This window comes from Cryobacterium sp. AP27, assembly GCF_056680495.1.
In genome coordinates this window covers 726,671-748,512 of the sequence record NZ_CM155285.1, presented here as the reverse complement: position 1 = coordinate 748,512, position 21,842 = coordinate 726,671, and the positions used below count along the sequence as shown (strand labels likewise).

The 21,842-nt window shown below is 65.2% G+C and carries 21 protein-coding genes and 1 tRNA gene; 6 read left to right on the top strand and 16 right to left on the bottom strand.

The genetic code is table 11. The features are described from left to right. Positions 1 to 34: 34 nt before the first annotated feature. The 8 genes from AC1MB9_RS03470 to prmC form a co-directional block, all read right to left on the bottom strand. Positions 35 to 832, bottom strand: coding sequence for a F0F1 ATP synthase subunit delta (locus AC1MB9_RS03470; protein WP_479963650.1), 798 nt, complete (start codon positions 830 to 832; stop codon positions 35 to 37). A 3-nt stretch (positions 833 to 835) separates the two neighbouring features. Then, positions 836 to 1,402, bottom strand: a complete 567-nt coding sequence (locus tag AC1MB9_RS03465; RefSeq protein ID WP_479964572.1) for a F0F1 ATP synthase subunit B — start codon at positions 1,400 to 1,402, stop codon at positions 836 to 838. Positions 1,403 to 1,432: 30 nt separating this feature from the next. Further along, positions 1,433 to 1,669 carry an ATP synthase F0 subunit C gene (atpE, locus tag AC1MB9_RS03460; RefSeq protein ID WP_079728361.1) on the bottom strand — a complete coding sequence of 79 codons (237 nt, stop codon included), beginning with the start codon at positions 1,667 to 1,669 and terminating at the stop codon, positions 1,433 to 1,435. Between the two features lie 50 nt (positions 1,670 to 1,719). Continuing rightward, the gene (gene atpB, locus AC1MB9_RS03455; RefSeq protein ID WP_479963649.1) at positions 1,720 to 2,412 is read right to left on the bottom strand and encodes a F0F1 ATP synthase subunit A; all 693 of its coding nucleotides are present in this window, start codon (positions 2,410 to 2,412) and stop codon (positions 1,720 to 1,722) included. Positions 2,413 to 2,681: 269 nt separating this feature from the next. Next, positions 2,682 to 3,152 (bottom strand): Cg1360 family ATP-synthase-associated protein, encoded by a 471-nt coding sequence (locus AC1MB9_RS03450; RefSeq protein WP_479963648.1) that lies wholly within the window; start codon positions 3,150 to 3,152, stop codon positions 2,682 to 2,684. Next, positions 3,149 to 4,384: an MraY family glycosyltransferase gene (locus AC1MB9_RS03445; protein ID WP_479963647.1), complete on the bottom strand. Its 1,236-nt coding sequence runs from the start codon at positions 4,382 to 4,384 to the stop codon at positions 3,149 to 3,151. Before AC1MB9_RS03445 ends, AC1MB9_RS03450 begins: the two co-directional genes overlap by 4 nt. A 3-nt stretch (positions 4,385 to 4,387) precedes the next feature. Further along, positions 4,388 to 5,155: an L-threonylcarbamoyladenylate synthase gene (locus AC1MB9_RS03440; protein WP_479963646.1), complete on the bottom strand. Its 768-nt coding sequence runs from the start codon at positions 5,153 to 5,155 to the stop codon at positions 4,388 to 4,390. Positions 5,156 to 5,204: 49 nt separating this feature from the next. Continuing rightward, positions 5,205 to 6,116: a peptide chain release factor N(5)-glutamine methyltransferase gene (gene prmC, locus AC1MB9_RS03435; protein WP_479963645.1), complete on the bottom strand. Its 912-nt coding sequence runs from the start codon at positions 6,114 to 6,116 to the stop codon at positions 5,205 to 5,207. Positions 6,117 to 6,200: 84 nt separating this feature from the next. Here prmC and cysK point away from each other — a divergent pair, with 84 nt between their 5' ends. Both cysK and epsC read left to right on the top strand, forming a co-directional pair. Then, the gene (gene cysK, locus AC1MB9_RS03430) at positions 6,201 to 7,139 is read left to right on the top strand and encodes a cysteine synthase A (protein WP_479963644.1); all 939 of its coding nucleotides are present in this window, start codon (positions 6,201 to 6,203) and stop codon (positions 7,137 to 7,139) included. 19 nt (positions 7,140 to 7,158) lie between these two features. Beyond that, on the top strand, positions 7,159 to 7,749 hold the full coding sequence (gene epsC / locus AC1MB9_RS03425; RefSeq protein ID WP_479963643.1) for a serine O-acetyltransferase EpsC: 591 nt from the start codon (positions 7,159 to 7,161) through the stop codon (positions 7,747 to 7,749). Between the two features lie 83 nt (positions 7,750 to 7,832). Here the strand turns inward: epsC and prfA are convergent, their stop codons facing one another. From prfA to argS, 8 genes are all read right to left on the bottom strand, one after another. Beyond that, entirely contained in the window at positions 7,833 to 8,912 is a 1,080-nt protein-coding gene (gene prfA / locus AC1MB9_RS03420) for a peptide chain release factor 1 (RefSeq protein ID WP_479963642.1), read from the bottom strand. Then, on the bottom strand, positions 8,912 to 11,260 hold the full coding sequence (gene rho / locus AC1MB9_RS03415) for a transcription termination factor Rho (RefSeq protein WP_479963641.1): 2,349 nt from the start codon (positions 11,258 to 11,260) through the stop codon (positions 8,912 to 8,914). Before rho ends, prfA begins: the two co-directional genes overlap by 1 nt. A 291-nt stretch (positions 11,261 to 11,551) precedes the next feature. Further along, the gene (gene thrB, locus AC1MB9_RS03410; RefSeq protein WP_479963640.1) at positions 11,552 to 12,499 is read right to left on the bottom strand and encodes a homoserine kinase; all 948 of its coding nucleotides are present in this window, start codon (positions 12,497 to 12,499) and stop codon (positions 11,552 to 11,554) included. Next, entirely contained in the window at positions 12,496 to 13,647 is a 1,152-nt protein-coding gene (thrC, locus tag AC1MB9_RS03405) for a threonine synthase (protein WP_479963639.1), read from the bottom strand. Before thrC ends, thrB begins: the two co-directional genes overlap by 4 nt. Beyond that, positions 13,647 to 14,981, bottom strand: coding sequence for a homoserine dehydrogenase (locus AC1MB9_RS03400; protein WP_479963638.1), 1,335 nt, complete (start codon positions 14,979 to 14,981; stop codon positions 13,647 to 13,649). The genes thrC and AC1MB9_RS03400 overlap by 1 nt, the downstream gene beginning before the upstream one ends. After that, positions 14,978 to 16,447 (bottom strand): diaminopimelate decarboxylase, encoded by a 1,470-nt coding sequence (gene lysA / locus AC1MB9_RS03395; protein WP_479963637.1) that lies wholly within the window; start codon positions 16,445 to 16,447, stop codon positions 14,978 to 14,980. The genes AC1MB9_RS03400 and lysA overlap by 4 nt, the downstream gene beginning before the upstream one ends. A 157-nt stretch (positions 16,448 to 16,604) precedes the next feature. After that, positions 16,605 to 17,360, bottom strand: a complete 756-nt coding sequence (locus AC1MB9_RS03390) for an LmeA family phospholipid-binding protein (protein WP_479963636.1) — start codon at positions 17,358 to 17,360, stop codon at positions 16,605 to 16,607. Between the two features lie 2 nt (positions 17,361 to 17,362). After that, a complete protein-coding gene (gene argS, locus AC1MB9_RS03385; RefSeq protein ID WP_479963635.1) occupies positions 17,363 to 19,039 on the bottom strand; it encodes an arginine--tRNA ligase in 1,677 nt (558 codons plus the stop codon). 42 nt (positions 19,040 to 19,081) lie between these two features. Here argS and AC1MB9_RS03380 point away from each other — a divergent pair, with 42 nt between their 5' ends. From AC1MB9_RS03380 to AC1MB9_RS03365, 4 genes are all read left to right on the top strand, one after another. Next, a complete protein-coding gene (locus AC1MB9_RS03380; RefSeq protein ID WP_479963634.1) occupies positions 19,082 to 19,735 on the top strand; it encodes an iron ABC transporter ATP-binding protein in 654 nt (217 codons plus the stop codon). Positions 19,736 to 19,772: 37 nt separating this feature from the next. Continuing rightward, a tRNA-Arg gene (locus AC1MB9_RS03375) sits at positions 19,773 to 19,844 on the top strand. 758 nt (positions 19,845 to 20,602) lie between these two features. After that, entirely contained in the window at positions 20,603 to 21,433 is an 831-nt protein-coding gene (locus tag AC1MB9_RS03370; protein ID WP_479963633.1) for a hypothetical protein, read from the top strand. After that, positions 21,430 to 21,822, top strand: coding sequence for a GntR family transcriptional regulator (locus AC1MB9_RS03365; protein WP_479963632.1), 393 nt, complete (start codon positions 21,430 to 21,432; stop codon positions 21,820 to 21,822). The genes AC1MB9_RS03370 and AC1MB9_RS03365 overlap by 4 nt, the downstream gene beginning before the upstream one ends. Positions 21,823 to 21,842: the final 20 nt, after the last annotated feature.

Genomic DNA, 21,842 nt, shown 5'->3' with positions numbered 1-21,842 from the left:
CTGCCGTCTCGAGGTTTGTGTAGTGCTGCCCGCTCTAGCGAGCGAGCTGAAGTCTCAGGTCCGCGAGGCGGGTAGCGATGCTGCCGTCAATGACGTCATCACCGATCTGAATGCGCACGCCGCCGAGTACAGCCGGGTCAACGACCAGGTTGATGCTGAGCTTGCGTCCGTAGCGCTCCGACAGGTTCTCGGTGAGGCGCTGGATTTGTGCCGGGGCCAGTGCTCCGGCGGACGTGATCGTGGCGATCGACATTCCGGCCTGGTCGGCGACAACCGCGGCCGCGTGCCGAAGCAACTCGCCGATTCGGCGGCCGCGAGGCTGCTGCACCAGGTGGCGCACGATGGCGAGCGTCTCGCCGGAAACCTTGCCGGCCAGGAGTGCGTCAACCAGTCCCGCTTTCGCGGACGGGCGACCCAGCTTGCTTGCCAGGGCCAGCTCCAGCTCGGCGTCCGAGGACACGGCCGTACCGAAGGCGAACAATTCCGCGCCGATCGACACGTCGGCCGGGGCCGAGATGGCGGTGGCACGCAAGCCGAGATCTTCAATGCCGGCGAGCAGGTCATCATGCTCCGACCAACGCTCCGCGACGACGGCGCCCAGAAGATCGAGTGCCTGAGGGGTCACGGTGCTGCCGAATACTGCCTTGACCAGCGTGACCTTCGCCGCGGCGGATGCCGAGGGGTCGGCCAGCGCGGAGAGCAGCTGCGACGAGGCACCGACAGCACGACCGGCAGTGAACAGGCTTTCGCCCGTCGCCAGATCAATCGATGCTACCGAGCCGGCCAATACCGATCTCGATGATGCCAATGCTTCTCTGGTGGCGCTTCCCATTGACTACTTCTTCCCTGCTGTCTCGGCAGCGTTCTCCGAGGCTTCAAGTTCAGCCAGGAAGCGGTCGACAATGGCGCTCGACTTGGCGTCGTCGGTCAGGCTCTCGCCAATGACACCGGATGCCAGGTCAATGGCCAGGGATCCCACTTCACTGCGAAGTGAAACAACGGCTGCCTGACGTTCGGCTTCGATCTGAGCCTTGGCGCTTGCGGTGACGCGAGCGGCCTCTGACACGGCCTGGTCCTTGTGCTCAGCGACAATGCGCTGGCCGTCGGTGCGTGCCTGGTCACGAATCTGTCCTGCTTCGGCGCGAGCCTCAGCGAGCTGAGCCGTGTACTGCTCGAGAGCAGCTTCGGCCTTGCGCTGGGCGTCGTCGGCCTTGGCGATGTTGCCCTCGATGGCCTCTGCACGGTTGTCAAGAAGCGTCTGCATCTTCGGAAGCGCGTACTTCCAGAAGAAGAACAAGATCACGACAAAGCAGACCGCTGACCAGATGATGTCGTAGACAGCCGGGATGAGGGGGTTGTGCGCCTCTTCCGTGGCGGCGGCAGCAATTACTGCGTGAATCATCATGCCTCCTTTACTAGTGAGAAAAGAGGATTAGTTCGTGAAGATGAAGTACGTGGCGATGCCGATGAAGGCCAGCGCCTCGGTGAAGGCGATACCGATGTACATCAGAACCTGAAGACGACCGGCCAGCTCAGGCTGACGGGCGACGCCTTCGATCGTCTTTCCGACGACGATACCCACACCGATTGCCGGGCCGATGGCTGCGAGGCCATAACCGACAGTCGCGATGTTGCCGTTGATTTCCGCGAGAACGGTTGTTGCGTCCACGTGTGTTTCCTTCCGTAAGGGGTGAATGCGGCGAGTGCCGAATTCTATGTCTAGTGTTCCTCAGCCAGCGCGAGCTGGATGTAGACGGCGGTCAGTAGGGCAAAAATGTAGGCCTGGAGGACCGCGATCAGAATCTCAAAGAGGGTGAAGGCGAATCCGAAGACGAGGGTCCCGGCTCCGAAGAGCTTGAAACCACCGTCAGCCGTGAAGAAGAAGAACTGCGTTGCGCTGAAGAACAGCACCAACAGCAGGTGGCCGACGATCATGTTCATCATGAGTCGAAGCGTCAGGGTGACCGGACGAATCAGGAATGTCGAGATGAACTCGATCGGCGTCACGATGATGTACAGACCCGGCGGCACTCCGGGGGGGAACAGGGAGTTTCTGAAGAATTTACCCGGGCTCTTCTTGACTCCGGCGTAAATGAAGGCTCCGTAGGAGATGACTCCGAGAAGGAGTGGCACTCCAATCACGCTGGTTCCGGCGATATTAAGGCCCGGAATGATTCCCGTGATGTTCATGAACAGGACCATGAAGAAGATGGTCGTGAGCAACGGCAAGAAACGCTTGCCGTCTTTCTTTCCGAGGAGATCTTCCGCGATGTTGACTCGAACGAAGTCGAGGCCCATTTCGGCCAGGCTCTGCATGCGGGTCGGGATGATCTTCATCTTGCGGGTACCGATCCAGAACAACAGAATCAGAACAGCAACCGCCAGAAGGCGGATGAGGATGATTCGGTTCATCTCGAACGGGGTATCCGCGAAGAAGATCACATCAGGAAAGAACTCGTTGATGGATGGACCAATGAAGTCACCGTCACTTGTAGCAGACGGGACCAGCAGGTTTACGGCGATTTTTAGCAGCGCTTTCTCCTGTTTCGGGGCGGTGAGCTCTGCTCGCGCTTCGACGAATGTGGGACAGGTTTACGACGCTGTAGAAGAGCTGCAAACCAGGGGGGATCGGTGTTCACTCTACCGGAAATCCGGCCCTGCAACGAATCGAGACACCGTTTCTAGTCGTCCGTGGGTGCCGGCGGCAGCGTGACGTCGCTCACATAACTCATTCGGCTCTTCATCACGACGACCGCGTCCACGACTAGGGAGCCGATGACGCCGGCGACGATGCTGAGGAACAGCACGATCGGGGAGATCCACGGCTGGTCGTGCAGCAGCACGATGAGTACCAGGAACACCACGAATTTGAGCAGCCATCCGCCCATGACGATCCCGAAGAATGCGCCGATGGCCGCTTCGCGCCCGGCGAAGCGATTGGCCAGTAGGATGCTCCCGGCCGTGATGCCCATGAAGACGACCGCCATTGCGGTCCCGACCAGGGCACTCACCACTCCGATGGAGCCTTGGACGAGGCCCCCGACGACGGCACCGACGACGGCAATGCCGAGCGCGAGGAACCCCCCGTACACGAGGATTCGTCGGAGGATGGGAATGGACGTGGGCTGTTGGGGCAGGGTCGGGCTTGTCATGCGGTCTCCTCGGCAGGCTTCACAGACTGCGCGGCCTCATCAAGAGGGTCGAGTTGGGCGATTTCTTCGGTTTGAGGGGCTGTGCCGCGGTAGAGCTGGCTTTCCCGTTCGCCTGCCTTGCGTCTGCTCAGCGGCGCGAGGGTCACCAGAGTACAGATGATAAGGGCAACGACAAGAAACACGGTGGCGTACCACGTGGGCAGGCCCAGGTATCCGGGGAGCACGAAGTACAGCAGGCATCCCACCGACGCGGCCGCCGTCCACCCGTAAAAGATCAAAACGGCGTGCAGGTGGGAATGGCCCATGTCGAGCAGCCGGTGATGCAGATGCTTGCGGTCGGCGCTGAACGGCGACTTGCCCACTCGTACGCGACGGAACACGGCAAGCCCGAAGTCCAGCAGCGGGATGATGAGAATGGCCACCGGAAGCAGAATCGGGATGAAGGCGGGGATGAGCTGGGAGCGATTGACCGCGGTGGGGTCGACCTGACCGGTGATGGCGATAGCCGAGGTGGCCATGAGCAACCCCACGAGCAGCGCCCCGGCGTCACCCATGAACATGCGGGCCGGGTGCCAGTTGAGTGGAAGGAAACCCACGCACGCGCCCACGAGGATGGCGGCGATCAGCGACGCGAGATTGAAATAGTTGGTGGGAGACGTGTCGCGCACGAGCAGGTAGCTGTACACGAAGAAGACACCATTGGCGATGAGGGCGACTCCCGTGACGAGGCCGTCGAGCCCATCGATGAAGTTGATCATGTTCATGACAACGACGATCGCCACGACCGTGAAGACGATCGACATCCAGCCCGAACCCACGGTGAGCCCGCCGATGGGCAGGGAGTAAATCTGCACGCCCTGCCACGCCACGAGACCCGCCGCGATGAACTGGCCGGCCAGTTTGGTCATCCAGTCGAGATCCCAGAGATCGTCCGCGACGCCGACGAGCACGATGAGCAGGGCCGCACCGAGAATGGCGAGGATCTGCTTCGGGTCGGCGAACACGAGTTGTAGCGGCGGAAACTGGGACGACGCCAGATACGCCACTCCGAAGGCCACCACGATTCCGAGGAACATGGCGATGCCGCCGAGCCTCGGCGTGGGACGCGTGTGCACGTCCCTGTCCCGGATTTGCGGGTACAGCTGGTAGCGGTGGCTCAGCTTGTAGACCACCACGGATAGCCCGAAGGTCACGAGCGCCGATACCAGCGCGAGGAGCAGGAAGAGTGTCATGGGTCAGTCGCGGCTGTCGGCGTCGCGCACCGCATCGGGGGCTGAATCGAGTTGGGGCGCGGCGTCGGTTTCGGGCGCGTCGGCGGGGGCGAGGGCGTCGCCGATCACCGCCTCGATCTCCGCGCGGCTCACGACGCCGTCGCGCACGATGCGCAGCGTGCCGCCGTTCGAGTCGAAACCCGTGGCATCCACGATTGTGGAGGCCTGGGCAGCGGATGCCGTGGCGTCCGTCCCGTAGGACGCGCCGGCCACTCCCCCGTCGAGGTACACGGCCACGCGGTCGCCGAGTGCGGCTTCGGCGGACTGGGCATCGGTGGCGGCGGGTTGGCCGCTGAGATTTGCGGACGACACCGCGAGGGGCCCCGTCTGCCGCAGGATGTCCAGGGCGACGGGGTCGCTCGGCATTCGCAATGCGACGGTCCCCCGTGTCTCGCCGAGGTCCCACACCAGGGACGGCTGCGCATTGAGGATGACGGTCAGTCCGCCAGGCCAGAACGTCGCGACCAGGTCACGAACCGGCTGCGGGATTCCCACGGCGAGGGCATCCATCGTGGTGACTCCGGGAATCAGCACGGGCGGCGGGGACATCCGCCCCCGGCCTTTCGCGTCGAGGAGATTCTGCACGGCCTCCGGGCTGAATGCGTCCGCTGCGATGCCGTACACGGTGTCGGTGGGGATGACGACGAGCGCGCTGCGGCCGATCGCCGAGAGGGCCATTCTCATGCCGGCGGCGTAGTCCGCTTCGACCGAGCAACTGTAGATGCGTGTCATTTCCCTCAATTCTAGCGGAGGTACCCTGACCCTCAGACGTGAGCGCGGGCTAGGTGTTGCGGATGGCCGTCGTCGCGCGGTCCCTGGTCGTGTAGTCGCGGTGCGTGGACGGTGCCCGCCAGCCGTCGTCGGCGAGAATCCGGCGAATGTCCGTTCCCTGCAGCTCCCCGTGCTCGATCACCAGCACGCCTCCGGCGCGCAGCAGACGAAGCGCCGTGCGTGACACCTGACGAACGATGTCGAGCCCATCCACCCCGCCGAACAGCGCCCGGGCCGGGTCGAACAGGCGAACCTCCGGGTCGCGGGGAATCGCATCCGCCGGAATGTACGGCGGATTGGAGATGACGACGGCGACGCTGCCGTCCAGATCCGTGAACGCATCCGTGAGGTCACCGAAGACGAGTGTCGCGTTGGCCGCGCCGACCTCGACAAAGTTTCGGCTGGTCCACTCGAAGGCCTCCGGGGAATTCTCAACCGCCCACACCCGGGCGTGGGGAACCTCGGTGGCCATCGAAAGTGCGATCGCTCCGCTTCCCGTGCCGAGGTCAACCGCGATCGGTTCCGGGTCCGGCAGGGAACGCAGAGCGTCAATCGCAAGCTGGGCGACCTGCTCCGTTTCGGGGCGCGGGACGAACACTCCGGGTCCGACCCGGAGGTTCAGCGCGCGGAACGGGGCCCGGCCGGTGATGTGCTGCAGGGGTTCCCGGGTGGCACGACGAGCGGCGAGCGCGAGGATCGCCGTGGCGTCGGCTTCGACCAACGGTTTGCGGAGAATACCGGCGGCCTGCACCTCGCCGCGGCTCTGCCCGAGAACGTGGCCGATCAGCAGGTCGGCGTCGACCTCCGCGTCGGCGATACCCGCGAGTGAAAGCCGGTCAATGAGCAGTTCACGCAGGGAATCGACATCTGCGGGAATACGGGGCTCGTCGGGGTTGCTGGGCTCTATTACGGGAAAGGTCACAGTGAAATCTACCGCACTCCCGTGAGCGTCCCACTGCCCGTAGGCTGAACACGGCCCTTGCCCCCGAGTGAAAGTTGACTCCGAATGCCCCAGAAAATTTACGCTGACATCACCAAAGCCGTCGGTGGAACCCCGCTCGTCCAGCTCAACCGCCTGACGGCCGGCCTGGACGCGACCGTTCTGTTGAAGCTTGAGTTCTACAACCCCTCCGGCAGTGTCAAGGACCGCATCGGTGTCGCCATTGTCGACGCCGCCGAAGCGGATGGCTCGCTGAAGCCGGGCGGAACCATCGTTGAGGCCACCAGCGGCAACACGGGCATCGCGCTGGCCATGGTGGGCGCGGCTCGCGGCTACACGGTGATCCTGGCCATGCCGGAGACCATGAGCAAGGAACGTCGCGTGATGATGCGCGCCTATGGAGCCGAAATCGTGCTCACGAGCGGTGCCGACGGCATGCGCGGTGCCGTCGAAACCGCCAATTCCCTGGTGGCGTCCACCCCCGGAGCCATCCTCGCGAGCCAGTTCACCAATCCCGCGAACCCGGCGATCCACCGCGCGACGACCGGCGTGGAGATCTGGGACGACACCGACGGCGCCGTGGACATCCTGGTATCCGGCATCGGAACCGGCGGCACGATCAGCGGCGCCGGTCAGCTGCTAAAGGAACGCAAGAGCTCGGTCGTCGTGGTTGGTGTCGAACCGATCGACTCCCCCATCCTCACGGGCGGCAAGCCCGGTCCGCACAAGATCCAGGGTCTCGGCGCGAACTTCGTGCCGGAAACCCTCGATCGCACCGTGTACGACTCCGTCACCGATGTGACCCTGGCCGATTCCCTCGCCACCGCGCGTGCGCTCGGTACCCAGGAGGGCATCCTCGCGGGTATTTCCGGCGGAGCAGCCGTCTGGGCTGCCTTGGAACAGGCGAAGCTGGCCGAGAACGCCGGCAAGACCATCGTGGTCGTCGTTCCCGGTTTCGGGGAACGGTATATCTCGACGGTCCTGTACGAAGACCTTCTGGACTAGGCCGGCGGGCATTCCCGAGATGAGCGTTGTGGCGCGTGTTCGCGAAGATGTCGCGAACGCGCGCCGACACGACCCCGCGGCACGCAGCAACGCCGAGGTGCTTCTCGCCTACAGCGGGCTGCACGCGGTGTGGACGTACCGCGTCGCCCACCGGCTGTGGACGAGAGGGTTCCACCTCGGAGCACGCCTGCTCTCTCAATTCGGTCGTTTCCTCACCGGCATTGAGATTCATCCCGGTGCGACCATCGGGCGTCGGTTGTTCATCGATCACGGCATGGGCGTCGTGATTGGTGAGACCGCGGTCCTCGGCGATGACGTCATGCTGTACCACAGCGTCACTCTCGGCGGAAAGAGCCGTCACGGCGTGAAACCCGGGGACAAACGACACCCCACCCTCGGCGACGGCGTCACGGTGGGTGCCGGCGCGAAGGTACTCGGCGACATCGTTATCGGTGCGGGAAGCACGATCGGAGCGAATTCGGTCGTGACGAAAGACGCCCCGCCGCACTCTCTTCTCGTGGGCCTCCCGGCGAAGGTGCGACCGGTCAAGCCGGCAACGACCGAGTCCGCCAGGGGCGGGGTCTCCTGGCCCGAGGACTATTCGGTCTGACCAGGCCCCGGCCCACCTACCGCAAACACGTGTGGACCCCGGCGAAAGCCGGGGTCCACACGTGTTTCGCGCGGGGGCGCTCGTTACTCCGGGTCGCCCAGTTCGGCCAGACGGGTTTCCTCGTCGGCCCGGATGCAGGAGTCGATGACGGCATGCAGGGAACCGTTCATGACGGCATCCAGGTTGTAGGCCTTGTATCCCGTGCGGTGATCGGCAATCCGGTTTTCCGGGAAGTTATACGTGCGGATGCGCTCCGAGCGGTCCATGGTGCGAATCTGGCCCTTACGAACCAGGCTCGCCGCCGCGTCGATCTCCTCCTGCTGCCGGGCCAGAACGCGGGCGCGCAGCACACGCATGCCCGCTTCCTTGTTCTGCAGCTGGCTCTTCTCGTTCTGCATCGCCACCACGATGCCCGTGGGCAGGTGGGTGATGCGAACGGCGGAGTCCGTGGTGTTGACCGATTGGCCGCCGGGGCCGCTCGACCGGTACACGTCGATCTTGAGGTCGTTCGGGTGCAGCTCGACCTCTTCGGGCTCGTCGACCTCGGGAAAGACGAGCACACCGGCCGCGGAGGTGTGGATGCGTCCCTGAGACTCCGTCGCCGGCACGCGCTGCACGCGGTGCACGCCGCCCTCGTATTTCATGTGTGCCCACACGCCCTCGGCCGGGTCGCTCGAGTTGCCCTTGATCGCGAGCTGGATATCCTTGATTCCGCCCAGGTCGCTCGAAGTCTGCTCGATGATCTCGGTTTTCCAGTGCTTCGACTCGGCGTAGTGCAGGTACATGCGCAACAGGTCGGCGGCGAACAGCGCCGATTCGGCGCCGCCCTCCCCCATCTTGATCTCCATGATCACGTCGCGTGCGTCGAGTTCGTCACGCGGGATCAGCAGGCGGCGCAGCTGTTCGGCCTTGACCTCCAGCTGTTCCGTGAGCTCGGGGATCTCTTCGGCGAAAGCCGAATCTTCCTCCGCGAGTTCGCGCGCGGCGTCGAGGTTGTCACTGACCGATTTCCACTCGTGGTAGGCGGCGATGATACGACTGAGCTCGGCGTAGCGCCGGTTGACCTTCTTGGAACGGGCCGGATTCGCATGCAGTTCCGGATCCGCCAACTGCGACTGGAGGTCGTCGTGCTCGGCCAACATCGTGAGGACGGATTCGAACATTAGCGGTCCTTGTCCGACCCGCTCAGGGTCGGCATCGACTTCTGCACCTGGGCGAGGAATTCGACGTTCGAGGAGGTTTCCTTGAGACGACCAAGAATGAGTTCAAGCGCCTGCTGCTGCTCCAGGCCGGCGAGGGCGCGGCGCAGTTTCCAGGTGACCTTGACCTCATCCGCGCTCATCAGCATTTCTTCGCGGCGGGTGCCGGAGGCGTTCACGTCGACGGCCGGGAAGATGCGCTTGTCGGCGAGGTGGCGGGACAGGCGCAGCTCCATGTTTCCGGTGCCCTTGAACTCCTCGAAGATGACCTCGTCCATTTTGGAGCCGGTCTCGACGAGTGCCGACGCGAGAATGGTGAGCGAACCGCCATTCTCGATGTTGCGGGCCGCTCCGAAGAAACGCTTCGGCGGGTAGAGCGCGGATGCGTCGACGCCGCCGGAGAGGATCCGACCCGATGCCGGGGCAACGAGGTTGTACGCGCGTCCCAGTCGGGTGATCGAGTCCAACAGCACGACGACGTCGTGTCCCAGCTCCACGAGACGCTTGGCGCGCTCGATGGCGAGTTCGGCGACCGTGGTGTGGTCTTCTGCCGGGCGGTCGAAGGTGGAGGCGATGACCTCGCCCTTGACGGTGCGCTGCATGTCGGTGACTTCTTCCGGACGCTCATCGACCAGAACCACCATGAGGTGCACCTCGGGGTTGTTGGTCGCGATGGCGTTCGCAATCTGCTGCATGACGATGGTCTTGCCGGCCTTGGGCGGCGCGACGATGAGTCCGCGCTGGCCCTTGCCGATCGGCGCCACCAGGTCAATGATGCGTTGGGTGACCTTGCCGGGCTCGGTTTCGAGACGAAGTCGTTCCTGCGGGTACAGCGGGGTGAGCTTCTGGAACTCGACGCGGGCGGACGCTTCCTCGACGGTCAGACCGTTGATCGAGTCGACCTTGACGATCGCGTTGTACTTCTGGCGACCGCTCTGATCGCCCTCGTGCGGCTGGCGGATGGAACCGACAACGGCGTCACCCTTGCGCAGGTTGTACTTCTTGACCTGGCCGAGTGAAACGTACACGTCGCTCGCACCCGGCAGGTACCCGGACGTACGGACGAAGGCATAGTTGTCGAGTACGTCGAGGATGCCGGCGACGGGGATGAGAACGTCGTCGTCGTTGACCTCTGGCTCGAAATCGTCGCCGGTGTTCGTTCCACGGCGTTTGCGGTCGCGGTAGCGATTGCGGTTGCCGCGGCCGTTGATTTCATCGTCCAGTCCGGTGCGGTCAGGACCCTGGTTGCGGTCCTGCTGGTTGCGGTCCTGCTGGTTGCGATCGCTCTGACCGCCCTGGTTGCGCTCGTTCTGGCCGCCCTGGTTGCGGTTGTTCTGCTGACGCTGATTCTGCTGACGGTTGCCGTCGTCCTGGGCACCCTGTCCGCGGTCGTTCTGGTTGCGATCGTTCTGGTTGCGGTCCTGGGCCTGGTTGCGGTCCTGGGCCTGGTTCCGGTCCTGGGCCTGGTTCCGGTCCTGAGACTGGTTGCGGTCCTGGGCCTGGCCGTTGCGGTCGGCTGCCGGCGTGCGGTCCCCACCGCGGCTGCGGTTGCGGCTCCGGCCCTGACGAGGCTGCTCCTGTTCGGGCTCATCCGCCTGGACCTCGGTGGTGTGCTCGGTGGGCTCGGCCTGCACGGGTGCTTCGTCCTGAGCGGTCTTGGGGCGAGACGAGGCACGGCGCGAGTTGCGGCGTGAGCCCGTCGCGGGAGCGTCGGTGACGGGAGTCTCGGCTGCGGGGGCCTCGGCGGTCGCAACGGCGTCTGCCGTGTCGGTGACGACGCCGTCGGCCTCACTCAGATCGACGGGTGCGACGCGAACGGCGCGCTTGCGGGTCTGGCGGGCGGGCTTGTCGTCGGCGCCTGTGGCGTTCGCGTTCGTGTTGGCGTTGGGCGCGACCGTGGCCTTGGCTTCCGGCAGAATGATTCCGAGCATCCCGAGGCTGTCGGCCGGTGATGCGGCCGGCGCTGCCGTCGCGGAGCTGGCACGGCGCGGCGCACGCTTGCGCGGAGCGGTCTGCGCGGGCTCGGCCGAGGCGACGGGGGCGTCCTGCACCGGGGCGTCGGTGGCCGGGGCGTCGGTGGCCGGGGCGTCATTGTCCGCGGGGGCATCGGTGGCGATTGAGGTGTCTACCGCGGCGCCGTCATCGGCGGCCTTGGCTTGTTGCGCAGCAATGGCTTCCACGAGTTCTCCTTTACGAAGCTTGGATGCGCCGGGGATACCCAGTCCACCCGCCAGAGCTTGCAGCTCGGCGACGCGGAGGGTGTTCAGGCGAGGGGTGTCCGTACCAGTGGAACGGAGGTTGACATCGGTCACGAAGGGGGTTCCTTTCCCCTGACGCCATACGGAACGTGCCAGGAGAGATGTGTGCAGCGACTGATCGCGCTGCGAGTGAACCAATCCGACAAATGAGGGGGATTGGTGTGAACACACACAGCCACGGTCTAACGACGCAATAGCAGTGAGTTACAGGGAATGCACCGGAGAAGAGGTCGCATTATCGCGGTTTCTATCGGGTGCGCAATAACTCTAGCACTTCCGCAGGTCGCGAAAATGCACCGCGGGGCGCCCTGCACGGTGTTGCCGTGTCAGGGCGCTTTCGTCGACCTAAGCCGCCGCGTCGCCGACCAGAGGCGCCACGGTCGCGCCCTGGAAGTCGACGGCGAGCATGAGCGCGCGCCAGGGGGTTTCGGATTCCTTCGCCACGAGCTCAGCGGCCACCAGGCGCTGCCCGGGGTCGCTCGCGAGCACGAGAATCGACGGTCCGGCTCCCGAGACAACGGCAGCGAATCCGTGCTCACGCAGCAGCGAGATGAGGCGATTCGTTTCCGGCATCGCCGCGGCACGATAGCTCTGGTGGAGCTTGTCCTCGGTGGCGGTGAGCAACAGCTCGGGGCTCTGGATCAGTGCCGCGATCAGCAGCGCCGAGCGCGACAGGTTGAAGACGGCGTCTTCGTGGGGCACCGACTCCGGCTGCAGGCTTCGAGCCAGCGCCGTCGACATGACATGTTCCGGTACGAACACGAGCGGCTTCACCCCGCGGTGCACCATGAGCTTCTTGTGCTTGGGACCCTCTGGGGTCATCCACGCAATGGTCAAACCACCGAACAGAGCGGGTGCGACGTTGTCGGGATGCCCCTCCATGTCCGTTGCGAGGGCGAGCAGCGCCTCGGCGTCGAGGTCGACGATCCCCTCGAGCAGTCCCTTGGCCGCGAGAACACCCGACACGATGGCCGCACCCGATGAGCCCAGGCCCCTGCCATGCGGAATCACATTCTGCGCGATCAGGTTGAGGCCGGGCATCGGCTGTCCATAGGCGGCAAAGGTGTGTGCAATGGCTCGGACCACGAGGTTGGTTTCATCGGTCGGAACCTCACCCTCACCGACGCCGTGCACCTCGACGGTGACACCGGGTTCGTCGCGCACGCGTACTTCAAGGTGGTCGTACTGGGCCAGGGCGAGTCCCAGCGTGTCGAACCCCGGTCCGAGGTTCGCCGTGGTGGCTGGAACCTGGACCGTTACGGCTCGACCGGCCAACGACACCGTGGCGCTCATGCTTTGCCCAGACCCAGAACGCTGGCGACTTCGGCGGTATCGACCGGCACGATCGTGGGCGTCACGTCGGAACCGTCTGCGGTGCGAAGTGCCCATTGCGGGTCTTTCAGACCGTGTCCGGTGACGGTGATGACCACCGTCGCCCCGGCCGGGATCAGACCGGCCTCTGAGCGTTCCAGAAGCCCGGCGACGCCGATCGCGGAGGCCGGTTCGACGAAGATGCCCACTTCCGCGGAGAGGATGCGATGCGCCGCGAGGATGTTGGCGTCGGTGATTGCTCCGAAGTAGCCGTCGCTGTCGGCGCGAGCCTTGATCGCGAAATCCCACGATGCCGGGTTGCCGATCCGGATGGCGCTCGCAATGGTGTCCGGGTTCTCGACGCGGTGTCCGAGCACGAGCGGGGCGCTGCCGGCAGCCTGGAATCCGAACATGCGCGGGAGCTTCGTGGTGGCGCCTCGCGCGACCTCTTCGCTGTAACCGCGGTGGTAGGCCGTGTAGTTTCCGGCGTTGCCCACGGGAACGAAGTGGAAGTCGGGGGCATCACCGAGAGCCTCGACGACCTCGAACGCAGCCGTCTTCTGTCCCTCGATCCGGTCGGGGTTCACCGAGTTCACGAGATGAACCGGGTAGTTTGCGGCGAGATCGCGGGCGATGTCGAGGCAGTCATCGAAGTTGCCCTGCACCTGCAGCAGCTGCGCGTTGTGCGCAACGGCCTGGCTGAGCTTTCCCATGGCGATCTTACCCTCGGGTACGAGCACCGCGGCGGTGATTCCGGCATGAGTGGCGTAGGCCGCCGCAGATGCCGACGTGTTGCCGGTTGACGCGCAGATAACGGCCTTGGCGCCGTCCTCCATCGCCTTCGAGATGGCCATGGTCATGCCGCGGTCCTTGAACGAACCCGTGGGGTTCATGCCCTCGAACTTGATCCAAACCTTCGCTCCGGTGCGGGCCGACAGCGCCGGCGCGGGGATGAGCGGCGTGCCACCCTCGCCCAGGGTGATGATGGGCGTGGCGTCGGTGACATTGAGCCGATCCGCGTACTCACGCAGCACCCCGCGCCACTGACGCGACGGGGGTGACTTGACGGCGGCCAGAACGGACTCGCCCTCGGTGGACGACTTCAGGCTGGACTCTCGAACGACGGACATCAGACTCCTTCAACTCTCAAAACGGATGCGATGGTGGTGACAAATCGGTTGGCCGCCAGATCGCGCACGGTAGCGGCAAGCGCCCCTTCCGTGGCGTCGTGGGTTCCGATCACAAGGGTAGCCGTGGCGGACACGGCCGGGCGACTGACGGTCTTGGCGACGGCCGGGGTGATGGACTGCTCCACCAGCGCCAGGGACACATGGTGGGCGCTGAAGACGCTGGCGACTTCGGCGAGCACCCCGGGCTCGTCGGTGACCTCGAGGGTGACCGCGTACCGGGTGGTGACGCTGCCGATATCGAAGATCGGAAGGGCTGCGTGGCTCGACGCGGCGACGCCGGGACCGCCGGCGACGTGGCGACGCGCGAGCGACACGAGATCGCCGAGAACGGCCGACGCCGTCTCCACTCCCCCGGCACCGGCGCCGTAGAACATGAGACTGCCGGCCGCTTCGGCCTCGACGAACACCGCATTGTTTGCTTCATGCACGGCCGCGAGCGGGTGACTGCGCGGCACCATGGCGGGGTAGACCCGCGCCGAGACGCCGTCGACGCCGTGCTCGTCGGTGAAACGCTCACAGATGGCGAGGAGCTTCACAACGTAGCCGGCCTTGCGCGCCGATTCGATCTGCGCCGGCGTCACGGATGTAATGCCCTCCCGGTAGACGGACGAGAGCGGCACGGTCGTGTGAAAGGCCAGGCTGGCCAGAATGGCCGCCTTCTGCGCCGCATCGTACCCGCCGATGTCGGCGGTCGGGTCCGCCTCCGCGTAACCGAGGGCCGTGGCAGAGGCGAGTGCGTCCTCGAGGGAGTCCCCTGCCTGGTCCATGCGGTCGAGGATGTAGTTGGTCGTGCCGTTGACGATACCGAGAATGCGCACGACACGGTCGCCGGCGAGGCTTTCGCGCAGCGGACGCAGGATCGGAATCGCGGCAGCCACCGCGGCCTCGTAGTTGAGTTGCGCGCCGACCTGGTCGGCGGCCGCGAACAGCTCGGCACCGTGCTCGGCAAGCAACGCCTTATTCGCTGTGACGACGTCCGCACCGGAGTTGATGGCGAGCAGGATGTAGCTCCGGGCCGGTTCGATGCCGCCCATGAGTTCAATCACGACGTCGGCGCCGAGAATGAGGGACTCGGCATCCGTGGTGAAGAGTTCCTTGGGCAGGTCTACGGTGCGCTCGGCGTTGACATCACGCACGGCGATGCCCACGAGTTCAAGGCTTGCGCCCACTCTGCTGGCCAGTTCGTCGCGCTGTTCGAGGAGCAGGCGAGCGACCTGGGCGCCAACAGAGCCGCCGCCGAGCAGGGCGACTCGCAGGTTGCGGTATTCGATCATCGGGTGATTCCTTCGTCGTCGTCGTCGTTGGTCGAGACCGCCGCCGTTGTCGACGTCGCCCCCACTCGCTGTTCGTTTTGGTCGGGACCCCACCCGGCGTCACGCGCCAGCAGGTCGGCGATTGTCTCGCCGCGGACCAGCACCCGGGCCCGACCATCTGCGACCGCGACCACGGGCGGGCGGCCGAGGTAGTTGTAGTTGTTGGCGAGCGACCAGCAGTACGCTCCGGTCGCCGGAACCGCGACGACATCACCGGGGGCGACATCACCCGGAAGGTAGTCAGCGCTCACCACGATGTCGCCGCTCTCGCAGTGTTTGCCGGCCACACGCACCAGCACGGGATCGGCGGCGGAGACACGGTTGGCCAGCCGCACGGAATAGTCCGCGCCGTAGAGGGCCGGGCGTACGTTGTCACTCATACCGCCGTCGACGCTCACGTAGAGTCGCGTGTTTCCAGAGACATCCACCGGCTTGGTGGTACCGACCTCGTACAGCGTCGCCCCGGCGGGTCCGACGATGACCCGGCCCGGTTCGAAGGCCACGGTGGGTACCGCGATGCCGAGGCGCGTGCACTCGGCGGAGACGATGTCGGCCAGGCGGGCGGCGAGTTCGCCGATCGGCGTGGGGGTGTCGGCGCTCGTATACGCGATGCCGAAGCCGCCTCCCAGGTTCAGTTCCGCGACCGGGCCGCCGTCCAGCAGGCCGGCATGCACCGCGAGCAGTCGCGCGGCGCTCTCCGCGAAACCGTCGGCTCCGAAGATCTGCGAACCGATGTGGCAGTGCAGGCCGATGAAGCGCAGTGACTTTTCGGCACGGATGAGTGCGACAAGCCGTGCCGCGTCGTCGAGCACAACGCCGAACTTCTGGTCTTCATGCGACGTGGCGAGGAACTCGTGGGTGGAAGCGTGTACCCCGCTGTTCACCCGCAAGCGCACGTTGAGGATCACTCCGTGCGTGGCTGCGGCGGCGGCGACCCGGGCGATCTCGATCTCGCTGTCAATCACGATCGAGCCGACCCGCAGGCGTGCGGCTTCGTCGATTTCCGCGAGGGATTTGTTGTTGCCGTGGTAACCGAGGCGGGCGGGATCGGCACCGGCGGCGAGGGCGACCGCCAGCTCCCCGGTAGTGCACACGTCGATGTTCAGGCCGGCGTCGAGCATCCAGCGCACGATTTCGACGGACAGGAACGCCTTGCCGGCGTAGTACACGTGCACATCGCCGCCGATGCGAGCGAATTCGGCCTCAAAGACGCGCAGCAGCTCGGCGGCGCGACTGCGGACATCCGCTTCGTCGACCACATAGAGGGGCGTGCCGAATTCGGCGACGAGGGCCGAGGCGCTGACCCCGGCGATTTCGAGTTCCCCGCGGGCGGTACGCGAGGCATTCGCGGGCCACAGGCCGGGAACGAGGGCATTGGCGTCGGGGGGCAGGGCGAGCCATGCCGGAGCGAGCGGGTTCGGTGGCACGAGTATAAACCTCAGAAGGATCGGGTGCGCGAGCGGTGCAGCACGGGCGGGAATTCCGAGCGAGCGAACCCGGATTGGTCCCTGAAGCCGAGCTCGCAGCCGCGGAATGCGGGCCAGCTGGTATGAATTCTAGCGAACCAGGGTGTGGGAGCAGAAATCACCCGGCGCAGGTGCCCAAGGTGGCGAGCGACTGCGTGGTGAGCACGAGTGTGCTTGAGTCCAGCGTAATACGTGCGCGCTCGGGGGTGACGTCCGCGCTACGCACGGCGACTTCCGCGGGCAGGTATTTCGCGACGCAGACGCGCACCGGGGTCTGCCCCAGCACTGTCGCGAGGACCCCGCTCACGTCGAAGCTGCCGAGATCGGTCGTTACCTCGACGCCGGTCGGCGTGAACAGGAGGGCGTCGGGGGTGGTTGACGGCGTCGCCGTGGCCAGGTAGCCGATCGTGAGCCCCAGCACGTCCAGGTTTCCGGTGTAGGTCACCGCGTCCGTTCCGAGGGTGAGTTCGGTCTCCGCCGGGGTCCCGGCGGCGTGGGCGATGCCGTTGAGCGCCTCGGCAGTGAGATCGACGGTGGCCACCACGTGACCGATGCTCCCACCCACCCGGGGCTGTACGTCCGAGGCCACGACGTGAACGGATGCGGGGATTCCGTCGACGGTGAGCTGCGGCGCCGTGACATCAACCTGGTCGAAGCTGCCGGCGACGTACTGCGCGATCACCGAGGTGCCACCGATGGACACGCTCACCTTGCCCGTCGCCGAGGCAGGCAGGGCGTCTTCGATCTGCCCCGCCGCCTGCCTCTCGGCGAAGGCCCGCAAGCCGACGTCGGCGAGAAGAAAAGCTCCGACCAGAAGCCCGACCATCACGACGAGCATGATCAGGCATCCTGAGCCCCGGCGTTTGCTGGCCACGGTTACATCTTTTCCGGAGCCGCCACACCCAGCAGCCCCAGGCCGTTGCGAATGACCTGTCCGGTGGCGTCGTTCAGCCAAAGTCGGGTGCGGTGCACGTCGGTGATCGGTTCCTCGCCGAGCGGAATGACCCGGCAGTTGTCGTACCAGCGGTGGTAGTAACCGGCGACCTCTTCGATATAACGAGCCACCCGGTGGGGTTCGCGCAGTTCAGCGGCCTGGGTCACGACACGCGGGAATTCCTGCAACACACCGAGCAGGGCGGATTCGCTGTCGTGCACGAGAAGCTCCGGTGCGAAGACGGACCGTTCCACACCGGAGGCCGCCGCGTTGCGGGCGACCGAGCACGTGCGAGCGTGGGCATACTGTACGTAGAACACCGGGTTCTCGTTGGTGCGCTTGCCGAGCAGGTCGAGGTCGATGTCGAGCTGGGAGTCGCTACTGGAACGCACGAGCGAGTACCGGCCGGCGTCCACGCCGACGGCGTCAACCAGGTCGTCGAGCGTGACAATGGTTCCGGCGCGCTTCGACATGCGGACCGGTTCGCCGCCCTTGAGCAGGTTGACCATCTGGCCGATCAGAATCTGCAGGTTCAACCCCGGCTCGTCGCCGAAGGCAGACACCATGGCCATCATGCGCCCCACGTAGCCGTGGTGATCCGCGCCGAGCATGATGAGGCACTGGTCGAAGCCGCGTTCGCGCTTGTCGAGGTAGTAGCCGAGGTCACCAGAGATGTAGGCCGGTTCGCCGTTCGAGCGGATGATCACACGATCGCGATCGTCGCCGAACGTCGTGGTGCGCAACCAGATGGCACCATCCGCCTCGAAAATGTGCCCCTGCTCACGCAGCCGAGCGATGGCGCGGTCGACGGCACCGGACTCATGCAGGGAATCTTCGTGGAAGAACACGTCGAAGTCCACGCCGAAGCCGTGCAGCTTCTCCTTGATCTCGGTGAACATGAGATCGACGCCCACCGCGCGGAAGATCTCCTGCTGGTCGTCGCGAGCGAGGGCCGCGAGGTCACCCTCATGGAGTCGCACGACGGTGTTCGCGATGTCGGAGATGTACGCTCCGCCGTATCCGTCTTCGGGCGTGGGCTCGCCGAGGTAGCTCGCGAGCACGCTGCGAGCGAAGCGGTCGATCTGTGAACCGTGATCGTTGAAGTAGTACTCGCGTGTGACATCCGCTCCCTGCGCCTTGAGCACGCGGGCGAGGCTGTCGCCCACCGCAGCCCAGCGCACGCCACCCATGTGGATGGGGCCGGTGGGGTTCGCGGAGACGAATTCGAGGTTGATCTTGATGCCGTCGTAGATATGGCCGGTTCCGTAAGCGTCTCCCGCGTCGACGATCTTCTTCGCGAGAGCACCGGCGGCGGCGGCTTCGAGCCGAATATTGATGAAACCGGGGCCGGCGACCTCCACGGACGCGACGTCATCGAGCTTTTCGAGCCCGGCGGCCAGCTCCGTGGCGATCTCCCGCGGTGTGGTGCCGAACGGCTTGGCAATCTTCAGGGCGATACTTGAGGCCCAGTCGCCGTGATCACGGTTACGCGGACGTTCCAGAACGACGTCGGCAAGAGAGAGATCGAGCTGCACGGCGCCGTTGTCGCCGTCGTGTCGGCGCTCACCAGCGGCACTGATGAGGTCGAAGAGGGTCTGGGAAAGTTCGGCAGGAGTCACACGTTTAATCTTACCGGCCCTCACTCTTGGTAAGGTCAACGCGTGACTGACTCCCGTACTACCCCCATCGCCATTCGCACTCGTCGACGTCACGCCGGCGTCCTTCTGGCCGGCGGCGCCCTCGCACTGCTCATCCTCACCGGGTGCACTCCCGCGACAACGCCGTCCGCGAGCGATACCCCGATTCCCTCGGCGAGCCCGACCCCGACGTCGAGCACCACCACGCCGACTCCGACCCCGACCCCGACTCCGACTCCGGAACCCACGGGCACACCGGTCACGCTCACCTGCGACCAGATCCTCACGGCGCAGGACGCCTACGACTTCAACCCGAACTACGGCACCGCGCCCGGGTACGAGGCTGCCGCGGGCAGCCTCGCCGCAAAGGCCGTGAAGTACAGCGGCGTGGCGTGCGGGTGGTCAAACCAGACGAGCGGCGAGGTCATCGCGATCTCTGTCGCTCAGCCGGAAGATTCGCTGAGTACGACGTTGAAGGATGCGGCTATTGCCGACAGCCAGGTCGTTCCGACGTACAGCACCTCCCCCGACATTGAGGGCTTCTTCACGGTCAGCGGCGGCGCCGGTCAGGTTCAGGTCTTCACCGGCGCCTACTGGGTCACCCTCAGCTCCCCCGCCTTCTTCGAGCCGGGCGATGCGCAGTCGCTCGTAGCGACGGTGCTCGGGCACGTGGGCTAGTGGTCCTCCGCAGGGTGCTAACCTTGTGAACACCCTGGCCCCCATAGCTCAGGGGATAGAGCACTGCCCTCCGGAGGCAGGGGCGGCAGTTCGAATCTGCCTGGGGGCACATTTGTCGCGTGACAGTCCAGTTCGGACTATTGCCATCTACTTCGGACAATCCGGCTATCAAGTTCGTTGAAAGTCATGTCGTTGTCTTGAGCAGACGTGACCCGAACGCGGTCCTCAGCCTGTCGCAGTTGACGTGCCTTGGCGGGATTTCCGTACGCGACAGGTCAAACGGGACAAGTTCGCTCACCATTGCGGTCAAGAAGTCGGTGGCCTCTATGAGCTTTGCGAGGTGGTTAAGCCCCTTGTTGCGCAGTTCAGGCACCTCGCGCGGCGTTTCGTCACCGTCGTTCCAGGCGTTATAGAACTACTTGTAGACCCAGACAGCCTTGCCCATTTCCTCCTGCCAGCCAGAATGCTCGGGCGGCCGTCGGCGTCAGCATCGTCACGTTGCCAGAGTAGACGTCTCGACGACGTGCGGGACCGTAGGCGGGGAGGCGGGCTCGCTCAACCAACGCTGCAGTCCTTTGTAAGTCTCGTCACCGGGAAGACCTCGAACGGTTCCCCTACGAAACGAGCGACCGTCGCGAGCACTTCGATGTGCGAATGGCCAATGGTCCGTAGATTGCGGAGTGCAGTCGCGCTGGGTTCGCCTCACGGTGCGCCCCGCTTGTGACAAGCACATGATACATTTATGTATTATTCAAGTGACACAAGATGGGGGCCGCAACGATGGCTTGGTTGTACTTCATGGTGCTGGGTCCTGTGGCAGCGGGCATTGTTCTGGTTGTGGTCTGGTGGCTGATTTGGGGGCGGAAAATGGGGCTTCCATCTAGCACGGCTGGTGCGTCAGCTTTGGCTGCAGGGCTGATTCTCCTGCTTGTCGGAGTCCTGGTGCGTCTGTTGGCCGGGCCGTTGGCGCTCGTGCTCCATATTCCGACTGAATTATGGGGCTGGTACTCGGACTATCGGTTCACCTACCCGTTGGTGCTCGGCATTCTCGGCTTGGTCATCGTCGCATTGCCGGTGCGGGCGCGCAGCGGGCGGGGCACTGCAGAGCTCGCGCCCCGGACGCCGTTGAGCTACGCCAAAGGGTGGTGGTTCATCACCCCCGCCGTGGTGCTCGCGCTAGTCGTCACCTTTACCGTCGCAGCCGGTGCCGCCTCGCGGCCGGAGGAGACAACAGGTCGCTACACGGTGTATTGGGTGCACCTCGGCGGGGAACGGGCAATGGGCACCGGCATCTACGGTTGGTTCTACTCCGTACCCTGTCTCATTCTCATTGGAGTCATGATTGTCATCGCCAGTATTGACCTGGTTCTCATCGCCCGACCGGCGCTCGACCCCGATCATGAGCGCGACGCACACGTGCGAACCGTCCGCACCCGCAACGTCGTCTTGATCGCGACTGGTGCGCTCCTGGTGCATGTCGGACTCATCTTCGGCTCCCTCGCCGCAACAGCTTCCGTTCGATCGTCGTTCCCGACCTCAGAAGGCAGCGTGGCATTCTGGACGCCATTCGCCGCCCTGCAGCCGACGCTCGTCGGCGCGTCCAGCGTGGCCGCGGGGCTCGGGTTCATGCTCTGGGTCGCCGTCGCCGCGTCCGCGATTCCGCCGCGACGGCGCCGGCCAACCGCAACCAGATCATGATCATCACCCTGTCGGGTTCTGCCCCGCCCACGGAGCAGATCCGCGATCAAATCCGCGGCCTGATCTCCTCCGGTCGACTTGCCGCCGACGAGCGCCTCCCCTCCGTTCGGCAGCTCGCCAAGGACCTCGGCGTCGCCCCTGGCACCGTCGCCAAGGCGTACAAGGCGCTCGAAACCGAGGGCCACCTCACCGCCCGCACCGGCGGGGGAACCCGGGTCAGCCGAAGCGCGACGACGACACCGCTCCGGGTAGTGGAAGCGGCCCGCCAACTTGCCACGACCAGTACCCGCGCCGGCACCGGGCTGGACGACACCATCCGCATCCTCCGCGCAATCTGGCCCGAGCAACAGATCCCACCCAAAGCACCGAACGCGGGAGGTACGCGCTGAGCGATCCGCCCGGGAAAATC

Excerpts from the sequence above, each read along its gene's own strand:
- AC1MB9_RS03470 (WP_479963650.1), bottom strand. The coding sequence starts at position 832 with ATGGGAAGCGCCACCAGAGAAGCATTGGCATCATCGAGATCGGTATTG.
- AC1MB9_RS03465 (WP_479964572.1), bottom strand. The coding sequence starts at position 1,402 with ATGATTCACGCAGTAATTGCTGCCGCCGCCACGGAAGAGGCGCACAAC.
- atpB (WP_479963649.1), bottom strand. The coding sequence starts at position 2,412 with ATGAACCGAATCATCCTCATCCGCCTTCTGGCGGTTGCTGTTCTGATT.
- AC1MB9_RS03450 (WP_479963648.1), bottom strand. The coding sequence starts at position 3,152 with ATGACAAGCCCGACCCTGCCCCAACAGCCCACGTCCATTCCCATCCTC.
- AC1MB9_RS03445 (WP_479963647.1), bottom strand. The coding sequence starts at position 4,384 with ATGACACTCTTCCTGCTCCTCGCGCTGGTATCGGCGCTCGTGACCTTC.
- AC1MB9_RS03440 (WP_479963646.1), bottom strand. The coding sequence starts at position 5,155 with ATGACACGCATCTACAGTTGCTCGGTCGAAGCGGACTACGCCGCCGGC.
- cysK (WP_479963644.1), top strand. The coding sequence starts at position 6,201 with ATGCCCCAGAAAATTTACGCTGACATCACCAAAGCCGTCGGTGGAACC.
- epsC (WP_479963643.1), top strand. The coding sequence starts at position 7,159 with ATGAGCGTTGTGGCGCGTGTTCGCGAAGATGTCGCGAACGCGCGCCGA.
- prfA (WP_479963642.1), bottom strand. The coding sequence starts at position 8,912 with ATGTTCGAATCCGTCCTCACGATGTTGGCCGAGCACGACGACCTCCAG.
- thrB (WP_479963640.1), bottom strand. The coding sequence starts at position 12,499 with ATGAGCGCCACGGTGTCGTTGGCCGGTCGAGCCGTAACGGTCCAGGTT.
- thrC (WP_479963639.1), bottom strand. The coding sequence starts at position 13,647 with ATGTCCGTCGTTCGAGAGTCCAGCCTGAAGTCGTCCACCGAGGGCGAG.
- AC1MB9_RS03400 (WP_479963638.1), bottom strand. The coding sequence starts at position 14,981 with ATGATCGAATACCGCAACCTGCGAGTCGCCCTGCTCGGCGGCGGCTCT.
- AC1MB9_RS03370 (WP_479963633.1), top strand. The coding sequence starts at position 20,603 with ATGGGGCTTCCATCTAGCACGGCTGGTGCGTCAGCTTTGGCTGCAGGG.
- AC1MB9_RS03365 (WP_479963632.1), top strand. The coding sequence starts at position 21,430 with ATGATCATCACCCTGTCGGGTTCTGCCCCGCCCACGGAGCAGATCCGC.